General features: G+C 71.8%; 12 protein-coding genes. 1 reads left to right on the top strand and 11 read right to left on the bottom strand.

Annotated elements, in window-relative coordinates; genetic code table 11:
• Positions 1 to 226: 226 nt before the first annotated feature.
• From DN051_RS23955 to DN051_RS23915, 9 genes are all read right to left on the bottom strand, one after another.
• Positions 227 to 2,536, bottom strand: a complete 2,310-nt coding sequence (locus tag DN051_RS23955; RefSeq protein WP_112439473.1) for a xanthine dehydrogenase family protein molybdopterin-binding subunit — start codon at positions 2,534 to 2,536, stop codon at positions 227 to 229.
• A complete protein-coding gene (locus tag DN051_RS23950) occupies positions 2,533 to 4,185 on the bottom strand; it encodes a 2Fe-2S iron-sulfur cluster-binding protein (RefSeq protein WP_053761561.1) in 1,653 nt (550 codons plus the stop codon). The genes DN051_RS23955 and DN051_RS23950 overlap by 4 nt, the downstream gene beginning before the upstream one ends.
• A complete protein-coding gene (locus DN051_RS23945; RefSeq protein WP_112439472.1) occupies positions 4,182 to 5,075 on the bottom strand; it encodes an FAD binding domain-containing protein in 894 nt (297 codons plus the stop codon). Before DN051_RS23945 ends, DN051_RS23950 begins: the two co-directional genes overlap by 4 nt.
• A 224-nt stretch (positions 5,076 to 5,299) precedes the next feature.
• On the bottom strand, positions 5,300 to 6,949 hold the full coding sequence (locus DN051_RS23940) for a beta-N-acetylhexosaminidase (protein ID WP_112439471.1): 1,650 nt from the start codon (positions 6,947 to 6,949) through the stop codon (positions 5,300 to 5,302).
• 1 nt (position 6,950) lies between these two features.
• Complete coding sequence (locus tag DN051_RS23935) at positions 6,951 to 7,811, bottom strand: carbohydrate ABC transporter permease (protein WP_053761609.1); 861 nt, start codon at positions 7,809 to 7,811, stop codon at positions 6,951 to 6,953.
• A 5-nt stretch (positions 7,812 to 7,816) separates the two neighbouring features.
• Positions 7,817 to 8,770, bottom strand: a complete 954-nt coding sequence (locus tag DN051_RS23930; protein WP_112439470.1) for a carbohydrate ABC transporter permease — start codon at positions 8,768 to 8,770, stop codon at positions 7,817 to 7,819.
• A 4-nt stretch (positions 8,771 to 8,774) separates the two neighbouring features.
• Positions 8,775 to 10,067, bottom strand: coding sequence for an extracellular solute-binding protein (locus DN051_RS23925; protein ID WP_112439469.1), 1,293 nt, complete (start codon positions 10,065 to 10,067; stop codon positions 8,775 to 8,777).
• A gap of 233 nt (positions 10,068 to 10,300) precedes the next feature.
• A complete protein-coding gene (locus tag DN051_RS23920; protein WP_053761556.1) occupies positions 10,301 to 10,594 on the bottom strand; it encodes a DUF3039 domain-containing protein in 294 nt (97 codons plus the stop codon).
• Between the two features lie 29 nt (positions 10,595 to 10,623).
• On the bottom strand, positions 10,624 to 11,196 hold the full coding sequence (locus DN051_RS23915) for a YqgE/AlgH family protein (RefSeq protein ID WP_053761555.1): 573 nt from the start codon (positions 11,194 to 11,196) through the stop codon (positions 10,624 to 10,626).
• Between the two features lie 251 nt (positions 11,197 to 11,447).
• Between DN051_RS23915 and murA the strand changes: the two genes are divergently transcribed.
• The gene (gene murA / locus DN051_RS23910; protein ID WP_053761554.1) at positions 11,448 to 12,788 is read left to right on the top strand and encodes a UDP-N-acetylglucosamine 1-carboxyvinyltransferase; all 1,341 of its coding nucleotides are present in this window, start codon (positions 11,448 to 11,450) and stop codon (positions 12,786 to 12,788) included.
• Between the two features lie 440 nt (positions 12,789 to 13,228).
• Here the strand turns inward: murA and DN051_RS23905 are convergent, their stop codons facing one another.
• Complete coding sequence (locus DN051_RS23905) at positions 13,229 to 13,510, bottom strand: HU family DNA-binding protein (protein ID WP_004000874.1); 282 nt, start codon at positions 13,508 to 13,510, stop codon at positions 13,229 to 13,231.
• Positions 13,511 to 13,895: 385 nt separating this feature from the next.
• A complete protein-coding gene (locus DN051_RS23900) occupies positions 13,896 to 15,323 on the bottom strand; it encodes an NAD-dependent malic enzyme (protein ID WP_112439468.1) in 1,428 nt (475 codons plus the stop codon).
• Positions 15,324 to 15,406: the final 83 nt, after the last annotated feature.

The raw sequence follows: 15,406 nt of genomic DNA, 5'->3' as shown, positions 1-15,406 counted from the left end.
CCGGGAATCAGCGCGGGAATCCGTCCCGGCGGCCGACCGCTCCCCGCGGCGGCCATCAGATGGTTCGCACGCCCCCGACAACGAGGCCCGACGCCCCACCGACCACAGGCCGCCGACCGCAGGCCTCGGCAATCTCCGCGCATCGGCGAGCCGCCCGCGCCCGCGACCGACCGCCGCGCGGGCGCCGGCACCCACCGCGGCGTCGGCAAGCCCCACGACCCGGGACCTACTGCCCCGTCACCACCGCGGCCTGCGGGCGGATGGGCAGTCGGTTCACGGGGCGGCCGGTCGCCGCGCGCACCGCCGACGCGATGGCCGCCGGGGACGTCACGACCGGCACCGCGCTGACCGCCTTGGCGCCGAACGGCGCGACGACGTCGCGTTCCTCGACGAGCTTGACGATGCGGATGTCGGGCGCGTCCAGGGCGGTGGGCAGGGCGTAGCCGGTGAGGTCGGGGTGCCGGATCGCTCCGCGCGGGGTGCGCAGGTTCTCGGTGAGCGCGATGCCGACGCCCTGGGTGACGCCCGCCTCGATGCGGGCGGCCAGCTGGGCGGGGTTGAGCACCCGGCCCACGTCCTGGGCGACCGCCAGCTCCACCACCCGTACCGAACCGAGTTCGATGTCGACGTCCACCACCGCGCGGATCGCGCAGAAGGCGAGTCCGACGAAGGCGTCGCCCTGGCCGGTCGCGTCGAGCGGCTCGGTCGGGTGCGGGCGGCACTGCGCGGTGGCCCACAGTTCCTTGCCGTCCATCGCCTCGGTGACGGTGGTCGACAGCACGCCGTCGTACGACGTGATCTTGCCGTCGGTGATCTGGAGCAGCTCAGTGGACATGCCGAACTTGTGCGCCAGCGGCTGGAGGAGCTGCGTGCGGACCATCTTGGCCGCGCGTTCCACCGCTCCGCCCGACACCCACGTGTGCCGGCCGCGGCAGCCGGCGCCGGCCGGGGGCTGGTCGGTGTCGACGGGCGCGACGTGCACCTCGTCGATGCCCAGGGTCTCCTGCACGATCTGCCGGGCGAGCGTGGTGAAGCCCTGGCCCGACTCGACGGCCGCGCACAGCACCGTCGCGACGCCGTCCTGGACCTTCACCGTGGCCGTCGAGACCTCGTCGGCGCCCTCCGCGCCGAGCATGTGCACCATGCCGAGGCCGTAGCCGACGCCCCGGCGCACGGCGCCGGGTTCGCCCGCGCCCTCCGGGCCGCCGGGCAGCAGCCACTCGTCCTCGGGGGTGTCCTTGGGCAGCGGGGGAAGCGGGAAGTCCCGTACGGCCTGGAGGAGTTCGGCGACCGGCGCCGGGCAGGTCACCGTCTGGCCGGTCGGCAGGACGTCGCCCGTCGCCATCACGTTGCGCAGGCGCAGCTCCGCGGGGTCGACGCCGAGCTTCTTGGCCAGCTTGTCCATCTGGGCCTCGTAGGCGGCCGCGACCTGCATCGCGCCCTCGCCGCGCACATGGCCGGAGGGCGGGTTGTTGGTGCGCACGGCCCAGCCCTCGATGAAGGCGTTCGGGACGATGTACGGCCCGCAGGCGAAGGCCACCGCGGCGGCCAGCGCGTCCGACGACGTGTCCGCGTACGCGCCCGCGTCCAGCAGGATCTGCGCCTCGACCTTCACCAGCTTGCCGTCGGCGTCCGCGTGGTGGCGGTACCGCAGCAGGGTGGGATGCCGGTGCGCGTGGCCGAGGAAGGACTCCTCGCGCGTCGCGGTGAGCTTCACCGGGCAGCCGGTCCGCAGCGCCAGCAGGCCGAGCGGCAGCTGGAAGCCCTGGTCCTCGCGGTCGGCCGTGGCACCGGGCACGCCGGTGACGACGATCTTCACGCGCTCCGGATCCAGCCCGTAGCAGGCGGCGGCGGCGTCCCGGTCGGTGTGCGGGTCCGTGGAGGCCAGGTACAGCTCCACGCCGCCGTCGGGGCGCGGTACGGCCAGGCCCGCCTCGGCGCCGATGGGTGCCGGGTCCTGGCGCCCTATCCGGTACAGGCCCTCCACGACGACCTCGCCGTTCACGTCCGGGTCGCCGTGGCGCAGCGGGATGTGCCGGATCAGGTTGCCGTCGGGGTGCAACGGCTCGGCCTCGAAGGCCTGCTCGGGGTCGGTGACCGGGTCGAGCACCTCGTACTCGACGATGACGGCGGCCGCGGCCATCCGCGCGGTGTCCGGGTGGTCGGCGGCGACGGCGGCGATGGGCTCGCCGTGGTGGCGCACGACCTCGGAGGCGAACACCGGGCGGTCGGCCGTGCCGCGGCCGTGCAGCGTGACGCCGGGCACGTCCTCGTGCGTGACGACGGCGCGTACACCCGGCATCTCGCGCGCGTGGGAGGTGTCGATGGACACGATGCGTGCGTGCGGGTGCGGTGAGCGCAGGACGGCCGCCCACAGCAGGCCCTCGGCCCACAGGTCGGCCGCGTACGGGAAGGTGCCCTCGGTCTTCGCGCGTGCGTCGGCGGCGGGCAGGGAGGCGCCGAGGCCGTGCGGGATCGGCTCGGGGGCGGGTGCGGCCTCCGCGGCAGTGGTCGCGGTGGCGGCTTCGTTGCTCACGCCTGGCCTCCGTCCTGTCCCTGTCCGTACGGCTGGTCATGCGGTCCGGGGGTCCCGGGGGAATCGAACGCCGACGGGTTGACGCCGCCGGCGCCGGGGCCCGCCTGATGGGGGATCCGCGCCTCGTCGGCGTCGTGCTCGGCGGCGTCGGCCGCGGAGTGCGCCTCGCGTTCGGCGACGACGTCCATGACGGCGTCGACGACGGCCCGGTAGCCGGAGCAGCGGCAGAGATTGCCGCACAGCGCCTGGCGGGTCTCCAGCTCCGTCGGTGCCGGGTTGCCCTCCAGGAGGTCGTGCAGCGTCATCGCCATGCCCGGTACGCAGAAGCCGCACTGCACGGCACCGCACTTGGCGAGCGCGCGCTGGACGTCGGAGGGCTGTCCGTCGACGGCCAGGCCCTCCACGGTGCGCACCTCGCTGCCGGCGGTGGTGACCGCGGGCACCAGGCAGGACGCGACGAGCCGCCCGTCGACCTGGACGTTGCAGGCCCCGCACTCGCCCTGCGAGCAGCCGTCCTTGGCGCCCGCGAGACCGAGCCGCTCGCGCAGCACGTAGAGCAGCGACTCGCCGATCCACGCCTCGGTGACGGGCCGGTCCGCGCCGTTGACGCGCAGCACGTACGAGGCGAGCGGGTGGTCCTCGTGCGCGGCGGTCGCGGCCGGTTCGTCCCGGCTGTCCGGGGAGTCCTGCGCGTCCGGGGTCCCATCGGGGCCCGTCGCGGGCCCGTCGGCGGCCTCGGGGCCGTTCGGCGCGCCGTCCGTCGCGGCGGACTGCGCCGGGGGCTCAGCGGGGCTCTCAGCGGCCTCGGCGGCCCCATGGGCACCCGGGGTGTCCTCGCCCGTCTCGCCGGCCGCGTGCGCGTGCTGCACGGCGTCCGTGTACGGCAGTGCGGGACCGGCCTGTTGCGCGGTGCGGGCGGGCGGCTCGGCCGAGTCGGTCGCGGGGTGCGCGGAAGCGGGTCGACCGGCCCGGTCCGGCGCGGGCGGCCGCGCGGCGCCGGACCCCGGCTCGCCGTGCGCGTGTTCGGCGCCGCCGGCCGCTCCGCCGTCCGGCCTGTGCGGCCCCCACGGCTGCCCCACCGTCTCGTTCGCCCACGGTGCGGCGGCGCCGCCCGGCAGCGTGGCCGGCGGTGTGCCGCCCCACTGCTCCACGAGGGCCGATGTGGTGAACTCGCCCGATTCGTCCGGAAGGTCGCCGCCCGCGACGGGGATCGACCACTGCCCGGTCACGTCGTGGCCGGGCGCGGCGGGCACCCCCGGGTAGTCGGCGTCCTGGCCGGCCTCGCGGTTGGCGTCCTCGTACGTCCACTGCCCCGTGGCTCCGGGCTCGTACCCGAACCCGTCCTGCCCGGTCTCCTGCGGCACCGCGTTCGGGTCGGGCCACTGCACGCCCCCGGCCGGGATCGCCCAGCTGCCGGTGGCCGCGGGGTCGGTACCGGCGGTGGTGGCGGACGTGACCGTTATCTGCGGCGGCACATAGCCGTGACCGGGCGCGGCCAGCGGGCTCTCGGCGGCGGCCAGCAGCGCGTCGATGCCGCCCTCGGGGAGTTTCACGAAGGCCGTGGCGCCGTCGTCGTAGTCGCCCTGGGGCAGCGGGTCCCAGCGGCCGCCGCCCTGGGGCGCGCCCCCTTCGTGCCGGTCGTCGGTCACGACAGCGCCCTCCCCAGTGCTCGTCGGGCCAGCGCGGCGACGGTGCGCCGCAGGTGCAGTACGGCGGGCGGAAGCGATGGTGCGGAGCCGTCCTCCGCCGGGGCCGGGTCGGGGATGCAGGCGGCGGCCACGTACTCGCCGAAGGCGTGCAGCGCCTCGGGCACGATCGTGCGGCTGTTGTCCCAGTCGATGAGCTGCGCGACCCACTGCTCGGCGTCCAGCGGCCTGAGCGGCATCGGCGCTATGGCGCCGACCGCGCACCTGACTCCGCGGCGCGCGGGGTCGAGGACGAGCGCGACGGAGGCGACCGCCCGCCCGGGGCCGGTGCGGCCGGTGGCCTTCAGGAACACCTGCGGCGCGTGCAGCAGCGGTACGCGCACGAAGCCGATGAGCTCGCCGGGGCGCAGCAGCTCCATGCCCGCCAGCAGATGCGACACCGGCAGCTCCCGGCGGGCCCCGTCCGCGCCGGCGACGATCAGCGTCGCCTCCAGGGCGGCCAGCACCGGCAGGGCGTCACCGGTCGGGGCGGCGGTGGCGATGTTGCCGCCGAGGGTGCCCGCGTTGCGGATGTGCGGCGGACCCGCGGCGCGCGCGGCGGCGGCGAGCGCCGGGATCAGCGCGGCGAAGTCGGGGCGCCCCATGCGCGCGTGCGTGAGACCCGCGCCGAGCAGGGCGTGGCCGTCCTGGTACTGCCAGCCGCGGATCTCGCTGATCCGGCCGAGGCCGACCAGTCCGGCGGGCCGTAGCTGTCCGGAGTTGACGGAGGTCATCAGATCGGTGCCGCCGGCCACGGGTACGGCGGCGGGCATGGCGGTGAGCGCTGCCACCGCCTCGTCCAGTGTGGCGGGCAGCGTGACGGCCTGCGCCGCCTGCGGTGCGTGCGTGGTCAAACCGGCTGCCCCTTCCCGCTGCCCCACCTGGTCCCGCCTGTGCTGCCGTACGGTACGTGCTGACAGGGCGGACGTGGCAACTCTGGCACATCTTCGCAGGACCCGAACGCGGGGGTCCGCTAGGAGGCATTCGCCCACCTCATTGGGGAGATGGCCCGATTTGGCCGCTCATCGCCGAAGCGCTGGATTTTCCACTCTTCGGTGACCCTTGTATGTTTTTTCCATCACTTGTTCGGAGGCGGGCCGTCGATCGGCCGGCCGAGCACGCCGGGACGCCGCTGCCAGGGCCGCGGTCCGGCGGGCGGACGGTAGGCCACTCCGAGGGCGTCAAGTCTCCGGTAGTGCGCCTCCATCCGCCGTTCGAAGTCCCCGAAGTCCCGTTCCGCGGGGGCGGGCAGGGCGCTCCAGGCCACCTCGGCGAGGGCCGCGAGCCGGGGAAACGCCTGGTAGTCGACGCGGCCCTGATCCTCCATCACCTCGGACCAGAGGTTGGCCTGCGTGCCCAGCACATGCCGCGCCCGCTCACCGGTGAGCTCCGGCGGAACAGGTTCGAACCGGTAGACATCCTCCAAGGTCCTGACATAGCCGATCGGTACCGGTTCGTCCGATCCGGCGTCCTGCCGGTGGTCGAGGTAGACCTGCTGCTCGGGGCACATGACGACGTCGTGGCCGGCCCGCGCCGCGGCGATTCCGCCCTCGTACCCGCGCCACGAGGACACGGCCGCGCCCCGTGCGAGACCGCCCTCCAGGATCTCGTCCCAGCCGATCAGCCGGCGCCCGCGCGCGGCGAGCCACCGGTCGAAGTGGCCGATGAACCAGGACTGCAACTCGTCCTCGTCCGCGAGTCCGAGTTCCTTGATCCGGGACTGCGCGGTGGGTGACTCGCGCCACTGCCCCTTCGGGCATTCGTCGCCACCGATGTGGACGAACGCCGAGAACTGAGCGGCATCCGCGGGAAAGAGTTCGAGGAGCTCCTCGAACACGCCCTCGTAGAAGCGGAGGGTGTTGTCGGTCGGGGCGAGTACGTTCGGGGAGATCCCCCAGTTGTCCCAGACGGTGAGCGCTGCGGTGTCGACGACGTCGGTGTTGCCGAGTTCCGGATACGCGGCGACGGCGGCCTGCGAGTGGCCCGGCACGTCGATTTCCGGCACGACGCTGATATGCCGCTCGGCCGCGTAGGCGACGATCTCCCTGATGTCGTCCTGCGTGTAGTGGCCACCGTGCGGCTTCTCCTCCCACAGGGGCGAGGCACGGTGGCCGAATTTCGAGCGCGCCCGCCAGGAGCCGACCTCGGTCAGCCGCGGATGGCGTTTGATCTCGATGCGCCACCCTTGGTCGTCCGTCAGATGCAAGTGGAGGACGTTGAGTTTGTGCGCCGCCATCAGGTCGAGGTAGCGCAGCACTCCGTCCTTGGGCATGAAGTGCCGGGCGACGTCGAGCATGAGCCCGCGCCAGCGGAATCGGGGCGCGTCCTCGATGATCCGCGACGGGATTTCGAGGCCGGCCCCGGGACGTACGGGAGCGCGGCGGAAGGAGTCCGGGCCGAGCAGTTGACGCAGTGTCTGCGCGCCGAGGAACACGCCCGCCGCACTGCCGCCCCGGATCTCGACGCCCCGGCCGATGGCGGCGGTGAGCCGGTACGCCTCGGGCGCCAGCGTGCCGTCCAGCTGCAGCCGCAGGCGGTCCGGGCCGTCCTGCGGCCCGGGCGGGAGCGGCAGGCCGAGGGCGGGGCCGAGGGTGGAGCGCAGCCAGCGCTCGGTGGTGCCGGTGCCGGGGGCCGCCCACAGGGTGGTCCCCGGGCCGATGCGGACCGCGCCGCCCTCGGGGTCCGCGACGGAGCGCGGTGCCGGAATCAGATCCGTCTGTGCAGTCACGTCAGTCCTTTACCGCTCCGCCCAGCCCCGACACGAGCCGGCGCTGAACGAGCACGAAGAAGATGAGCACCGGAATCGTCATCACCGTGGACGCCGCCATGACGCCGCCCCAGTCCGGCTCGTCCGGTTTGTAGAAGACCAGCAGGGCCATCGGCAGTGTCGACTGGGAAGTGTCGCTGATGATGAAGGACTTGGCGAACAGGAAGTCGTTCCAGGCGGAGATGAAGGAGAACACGCTGGTGGCCACGAGGCCGGGGAAGACCAGCGGGAAAAGGATCTGCCAGAGGAATCGCGCACGGCTCGCCCCGTCGATGTACGCGGCTTCCTCCAGGGACTCCGGCACGGCTTTCACGAACCCCCGCAGCATCCAGATCGCGAAGGGCAGCGAGAAGGCGATGTGCGGCAGGATCAGCGAACCCAGTGTGTTCAGCTGGCCGAAGTCCCGCATCAGGAAGAACAAGGGGATCGTCAGGGCCTCCACCGGCACCATCTGGGCCACCAGGAACATGATCAACAGGGTGGTCCGGAAGCGGAAGCGGAATCGTGTGACGGCGGTCGCGGCGAGAAACGCGATGAGTGCCGAGACGATCACGACGGTGCATGCGACGACCAGGCTGTTGACGAAGTAGCGGCCGAATTCCTGTTGCCCGAAGACGCGCCGGAAGGAATCCAGGGACGGGGCGAGCGTCCACGGCCGGGGCCGCGTGGACTCGATCTCCCCGGCGGGTTTGAAGGCGCTCAGCACCATCCAGTAGAGCGGGAAGGCGACCACCGCCGCGATCAGCAGGGCCGACACCTCGGCCGCCAGCCGCCAGGGCCGCCGGACGAGACCGCGCGGCCGATTCCGGCGCACAAGATTCACCGCGGTCACAGTTCCTCCCCCTGCCGCCGCAGCAGCCTCAGGTACACCAGCGTCACCGCGAGCAGGATCAGCAGCATCACGACCCCGATCGCGGAGCCGAGGCTGTACTGCGAGGAGGCGAACGCCTCCTGGTAGGCGTAGACGTTCAGGACGAGGTTCTGCCCGGCGATGCCGCCGCCGCCCGTCATGACGTAGATCTGGGTGAACACCTTGAAGTCCCAGATCACCGACTGGATGGTGACGATCACCAGGATCGGGCGGAGCATCGGCGCGAGCACCGAGTGCCAGATCCGCCACTGCGAGGCGCCGTCCAGGGAGGCGGCCTCCAGCACCTCGGACGGCACGGCCCGGATCCCGGCGTAGACCGTGACCATCACGAACGGGAAGGAGCACCAGACCACTTCGAGCAGCACCAGGAAGAAGGCGCTGAGCCGGCCGTAGGTCCAGGAGTGGTCGCCGAGGCCGAGTACCCGGTTGACCGGGCCGAAGTCCGGGTCGAACAGCAGCAGCCAGACCGTGGAGCCGGTGACGGCCGGTGTCGCCCAGGCGCCCAGCGCGGCCATCATCAGCGCGAGCCGCGGCAGGGCCCGCACCCGGGTGAGCAGCACCGCGAGGGCGCAGCCCACCACGAGTGTGGAGACCACGCAGGCCGCCGCGAAGAGCACCGTCGCGAGCAGCACCTGCCAGAACCGGCCGTCGCCGAGGAGCTCCGTGTAGTTGCCGAAGCCCCGGAACGACGTCGGTTCGCCGCCGCTGACCTGCGCCTGGGTGTACTCCAGGAAGGAGATCAGGCCGAGCTGGTAGATCGGGTAGACGAGCAGCCCGCCGAGGACGACGAGCGCGGGTGCGAGGTAGAGCCAGGGGGTCCAGCGGTCGCCGCGCCGCCCCCGCCCCGGTGTGCGCGGTGTCGCGGCCCCGGCGGCCGCGACCCGTGCGACGGCGGTCTCCTGTACGGCCATCGGCTCAGCCCGCGGAGGCGAACGCGTCGTCCATCTTGCGCGCCGCGTCCTCGGCCGCCGCCGCCACGTCCTGCTTGCCGCTGACGACCTCCTGGAACATGGTCGGCAGCACCAGCGAGGAGTCGATCTGCGCCCAGGCGGGCGAGGCCGGTACGAACCTGGTCTCGGCGGCGAGGGTCTCGACGAACGGCTTCACGAACGGTTCGCGGTCCGCGGCCTCGTCCCGCGCGTCCGTGAAGGTCGGCAGGAAGCCCATCGCGTCGAACAGCTCGCCCTGCGTCCGCTTCGACGCGAGCCGCTTCATCAGGTCGACGGCGAGGGTGCGGTGCGAGGTGCTCTTGAGGACGCCGATGTTGTTGCCGCCCGCGAAGGCCGGGGCGATCGACCCGGGCTCCGTGCCGGGCAGCGGCACGACCGCGTACTTGCCCTTGACCGTGCCGGCCTCCACGGCCTGGTGGCTGAAGTCGCCGCCGATCGCCATGGCCGCCTTGCCCGAGGCGAACGCGGTCACCGTGTCGTTGCCGCCCATGCCGGCGCACTTGGCGGCCGGGCAGTTGTCGTCGCCGAAGAGGGAGGTGTACGCCTCGATGCCCTTGCGGGCGGCGGGGCTGTCGATCGCGGACGCGTAGGAGCCGCCCTTGCCGGTGGCGAGTTCACCGCCGGCCGCCCAGATGAAGGGCATGGCGCCGTAGGTGTAGGCGCCGCCGACCGCGAGGCCGTACAGGTCGGGCTCGGCGGCGCGGATCTCCCGTGCCGTCTCGATCAACTCGTGCTGCGTCTTCGGCACTTCGAGGCCGAGGTCCTCGAAGACGTCCGTGCGGTAGTAGAGGGCGCGGACGCCGACGAAGTACGGGGCGCCGTAGATCTTCCCGTCGACCGTCACCGACTGGCGGGCCGTGGGGTCGGTGTCCTTGGCCTCGCTCCAGTCGGTGAAGTCCTTGGTGACGTCCTCCAGGCCGCCGTCCTTCACATAGCCGGCGGTGTCGGTGTTGCCGTACTCGATGACGTCGGGTGCGCTCGCCGGGTCGTTGAACGCGGCCTTGATCCGCTGGGCGCGGGTCTCGACGGGGATGTACTCGACGTCGACCTCGGTACCCTCGTGCGCCTTCTCGAAGCCGGCGACGACGGAGTCGACGACCTTCTCCTTGGGCTTGTTGTTGACCTCCTGGAACAGCCACACGCGCAGCGTTCCGGTCTTCTCGTCCTTGCCGGAGGAGGAATCGCCGGACGTCTGCGGGGCACAGGCGGCAGTGGCGAGGACGGCCGCGAGGGCGACCAGCCGGACGGGCAGCTTCATGGAATGCCTCCGAAGGGCGTTGCAACATGCGCAATGACGGTTTCGCTGTGCACAACACTGCGGAGGCTAGGGACTGTGTGAACGGACTTACAAGAGGTCTCAACCACTCTGTGACCGGCTGAAGCATTCCGTGCAACGGCAAAACGACATGAAGACCCCCGGGATGCACCGAAGCGCTTCCCGGGGGCCTTCACGGATGAACAAGCCGGTCGGGACCCCACCCGACCGCACGACTACTTGTCGCCGCCCTTGCCCTTGCCCTTGTCGTCGCCACCGCCGGCGCCCATGGATTCGTAGATCTCCTTGCACATGGGGCACACGGGGTACTTCTTCGGGTCGCGGCCCGGCACCCAGACCTTGCCGCACAGCGCCACGACGGGCGTACCGTCCAGGGCGCTCGCCATGATCTTGTCCTTCTGGACGTAATGGGCGAAGCGCTCGTGGTCACCGTCGCCGTGGGAAGTCTGCGGCGTGGGCTCTACGAGTGTCCCCGTACCAGTCCCGCGCTCGGGCTCGAGAGTGCTCATAGGGCCAAGGGTACTGAAGCCCACACCCATCAGTTGAGCGACGGGTCGTCGGGGTACGTCGCCACCATCGCCAGCTCGTTGCGCTGGCGGCGCAGCACCTCGCGCCAGAGCCGTTCGGGGGACGGGGAGGAGACGTCGCCGGGCTCGGACTCGACCACGTACCAGGCGCCCTCGACCAGTTCGTCCTCCAGCTGGCCGGGGCCCCAGCCCGCGTATCCGGCGAAGATTCTCAACGAGCCCAGGACCGCGGCCATCAGTTCCGGCGGGGCCTCCAGGTCGACCAGGCCGATCGCGCCGTGCACCCGCCGCCAGCCGAGCGGCGCGGCGTCGCCGCCCGAGCCGCCGGGGACGACGGCCACACCGAGGGCGGAGTCCAGGGAGACCGGTCCGCCCTGGAAGACCACGCCGGGTTCGCCGGTCAGCTGCGCCCAGTCCTCCAGGATGTCGCCCACACCGACGGGCGTCGGACGGTTGAGGACGACACCGAGCGAGCCCTCCTCGTCGTGGTCGAGAAGGAGCACGACCGCCCGGTCGAAGTTCGGGTCGGCCAGGGCGGGCGTGGCCACGAGCAGCCGCCCTGTGAGCGAGGACACCTCGGTCATGCCAGACATGATCCCGCATCTTGGCCCCCCGTGGGGGGCCAACGGGACCCCTGGAGTGAACGCAGCCCGGGGCGGACGGGAGCGACCCCGGCGCACGGCCGTGCCAGTGACCCCATGTGCCCGTTTGGGAACGGTTCGTGTTGTGACACAGCTATGACAGAGCTGGGCGGTCCTCGGGCTTACGGGAGGGGGGTCGGCGGCGATTACTCTGTCTCTCCGGCCCCTGCCCAACTCATCGGAACGCGAGATACATGACCGTCAACGACGATGTCCTGCTTGTCCACGGCGGAACCCCGCTGGAGGGCGAGATCCGTGTCCGTGGTGCGAAGAACCTCGTACCGAAGGCCATGGTCGCCGCCCTGCTGGGCAGTGCGCCGAGCCGACTGCGCAACGTCCCGGACATCCGTGACGTCCGGGTGGTCCGCGGTCTGCTCCAGTTGCACGGTGTGTCGGTGCGTCCGGGTGAGGAGCCGGGTGAGTTGGTGCTCGACCCGACCCGGGTGGAGAGCGCCAACGTCGCTGACATCGATGCCCACGCCGGCTCGTCGCGCATCCCGATCCTCTTCTGCGGTCCGCTGCTGCACCGCCTCGGGCACGCGTTCATCCCGGGCCTCGGCGGCTGCGACATCGGCGGCCGGCCCATCGACTTCCACTTCGACGTGCTGCGGCAGTTCGGCGCGCGGATCGAGAAGCGGGCGGACGGGCAGTACCTGGAGGCGCCGCAGCGGCTGCGCGGTACGAAGATCCGGCTGCCGTACCCGTCCGTCGGCACGACCGAGCAGGTGCTGCTGACCGCCGTCCTCGCGGAGGGCGTCACGGAACTCTCGAACGCGGCCGTGGAGCCGGAGATCGAGGACCTGATCTGCGTCCTGCAGAAGATGGGCGCCATCATCGCGATGGACACCGACCGGACGATCCGCATCACCGGTGTGGACCAGCTCGGCGGCTACACCCACCGCGCGCTCCCCGACCGCCTGGAAGCCGCCTCCTGGGCGTCCGCGGCGCTGGCGACCGAGGGCAACATCTACGTCCGCGGCGCGCAGCAGCGGTCGATGATGACGTTCCTCAACACCTACCGGAAGGTGGGCGGCGCCTTCGAGATCGACGACGAGGGCATCCGCTTCTGGCACCCCGGCGGGCAGTTGAAGTCCATCGCGCTCGAAACGGACGTGCACCCCGGTTTCCAGACGGACTGGCAGCAGCCGCTGGTCGTCGCCCTGACCCAGGCCACGGGCCTGTCGATCATCCACGAGACGGTCTACGAGTCCCGCCTCGGCTTCACCTCCGCGCTCAACCAGATGGGCGCCCACATCCAGCTCTACCGCGAGTGCCTCGGCGGCTCGAACTGCCGCTTCGGCCAGCGCAACTTCCTCCACTCGGCGGTGGTGAGCGGCCCCACCCGCCTCCAGGGCGCCGACCTGGTCATCCCCGACCTGCGCGGCGGCTTCTCGTACCTCATCGCCGCCCTCGCCGCCCAGGGCACGTCCCGCGTCCACGGCATCGACCTGATCAACCGGGGCTACGAGAACTTCATGGAGAAGCTCGTGGAACTGGGCGCGAAGGTGGAGCTGCCGGGCAAGGCGCTGGGCTAGGTTCCTGGCGCCGCGCGCCGCCACGCCCTCGCGGCCGGGGGTCCGGGGGTCGTCCCCCGGACGGACACGGCATGGAGAAGCTCGTGGAACTCGGCGCGAAGGTGGAACTGCCGGGCAAGGCGCTGGGTTGACGGACGGGCCGGAGGCCCGGTTCACGGTCCCGGGGCGGGCTCTCGTCGACGATGCCCGTTCCGGGGCGGGCGCCCGGTTGACGCTCCCGGTCTCGGGGCGGGCGCCCCGCTGACGATCCCCCGTATCGGGGCCTACGCCCGGTTGACCGACCCGGGGTCGGGGCCTACGCCCGGTTGACGGTCCCTGGGTCGCGGCGTACGCCCGGTTGACGGTGGGGACGACGATGGGGCGGCCGCCCGATGCCGGGTGGCCGCCCCATGGGCGTTACTGCGGGCCGCACGCCGTCCCGCGGCGCACGGACGTCAAGGTCACTTGCCCTTGGCGGCTTCCTTGAGCTTGGAGCCCGCGGAGACCTTCACGCTGTAGCCGGCCGGGATCTGGATCGGGTCACCGGTCTGCGGGTTGCGCGCGGTGCGAGCGGCACGGTGGGTGCGCTCGAAGGTCAGGAAGCCGGGGATGGTGACCTTCTCGTCGCCCTTGGAGACGATGTCGCCAACGACCTCGGCGAACGCCGCCAGAACGGCGTCGGCGTCCTTGCGGGTCACCTCGGCGCGGTCGGCCAGCGCGGCCACCAGCTCACTGCGGTTCATGTTGTTACTCCCGTGTTCATCTTGCCATTGGGGCGTGCCACGCGGCAGAGCCGCATATCGGGCACAGCGAAGCCGATGCTGCCAGGGTCCTCGGACGGACCGCGGACCCGGGTCCGTCGTCAGACGCTCGCGCCCAGGGACGCATCCTGCCCCCACCTGCGGCGGGAAAGCCAATCCGGCACCCGCAGGAGTCGTGAGAACACCCGGGGGAGTCACACGAAAAGCGCCACTGACCGACCGCCAACCATAGATGGCGTCCCGGTGACCGCGGTTCCACGACGCGCCGGTTTCCAGACGCGTCGTGGCAAGCCTCACAGCCATCGCACAGCATGGGCCGAACCGGGCCGGACCGCCCGGCCCGGTCACACCGTGGCCTCCGACGACGCTACGCCGTGGCCGTCGCCGACGCACCCGCGGCCTTCGCCGCGTCCCGCACCGCTCCCGCGACCGCTCCGGCGACCCTGTCGTTGAAGACGCTCGGAACGATGTAGTTCGGGTTCAGCTCGTCCTCGGACACGACGTCCGCCAGCGCCTTCGCGGCGGCGAGCATCATCTCCGTGTTGACCGTACGGGACTGGGCGTCCAGCAGGCCGCGGAAGACACCCGGGAAGACCAGCACATTGTTGATCTGGTTGGGGAAGTCGGAGCGGCCGGTGGCCACAACTGCCGCCGTCTGGCGGGCGATTGCGGGGTCCACCTCGGGGTCGGGATTCGCGAGCGCGAACACGATCGCGTCCTCGGCCATCGCGGCCACGTCGTCGCCGTCGAGCACGTTGGGGGCCGACACGCCGATGAAGACGTCGGAGCCGCGCACGGCGTCCTTGAGGGTGCCGGTGATGCCGTCGGGGTTGGTGTTGTCGGCGATCCAGCGCAGCGGCGAGTCGGGCGCGGCGTCCACCAGGTCCTCGCGGTCGGCGTGCACGACACCGTGGATGTCGGCCACGACGGCGTGCTTCACGCCCGCGGCGAGCAGCAGCTTGAGGATCGCCGTACCAGCCGCTCCGGCGCCGGACATCACGACCCGCACTTCGCCAACCGCCTTGCCCACCACGCGAAGTGCGTTGGTCAGCGCGGCCAGTACGACGATCGCGGTGCCGTGCTGGTCGTCGTGGAAGACGGGGATGTCGAGCGCCTCGCGCAGCCGGGCCTCGATCTCGAAGCAGCGGGGTGCGGAGATGTCCTCCAGATTGATGCCGGCGAAGCCGGGGGCGATCGCCTTGACGATCTCGACGATGGCGTCGGTGTCCTGGGTGTCCAGGCAGATCGGCCAGGCGTCGATGCCGGCGAACCGCTTGAAGAGGGCCGCCTTGCCCTCCATGACGGGCAGCGCGGCCTTGGGCCCGATGTTGCCGAGGCCCAGTACGGCGGAGCCGTCGGTCACGACCGCAACCGAGTTGCGCTTGATGGTCAGGCGGCGGGCGTCCTCGGGGTTCTCGGCGATCGCCATGCAGACGCGGGCCACACCCGGCGTGTAGACCATGGAGAGGTCGTCACGGTTGCGGATGGGGTGCTTGGACTGCATCTCGATCTTGCCGCCGAGGTGCATCAGGAACGTACGGTCGGAGACCTTGCCGAGGGTGACGCCCTCGATGCCGCGCAGCTTCTCGACGATCTCGTCGGCGTGCCCGGTGGAGGTCGCCGCGATGGTGACGTCGATACGGAGCTTCTCGTGCCCGGACGCCGTGACGTCGAGGCCGGTCACCGAGCCTCCGGAGGACTCCACGGCGGTGGTGAGCTGCGAGACGGCGGTTCCGCTCGCGGGCACCTCCAGCCGGACGGTCATGGAGTAGGAGACGCTGGGCGCCGTTGCCATGGCGGACTTCCTCTGCTTTCACCGAGTCGCTGCGTTGCCGTCCGATCGTCGCACCTACCCCTGAGTACGTGGTAGCCGCCCTG

Origin of the sequence: Streptomyces cadmiisoli, assembly GCF_003261055.1 — a bacterium.
Lineage (GTDB): Bacteria > Actinomycetota > Actinomycetes > Streptomycetales > Streptomycetaceae > Streptomyces > Streptomyces cadmiisoli.
The sequence above is the reverse complement of the archived record's forward strand: the minus strand, read 5'-3'. Positions and strand labels throughout refer to the sequence as shown.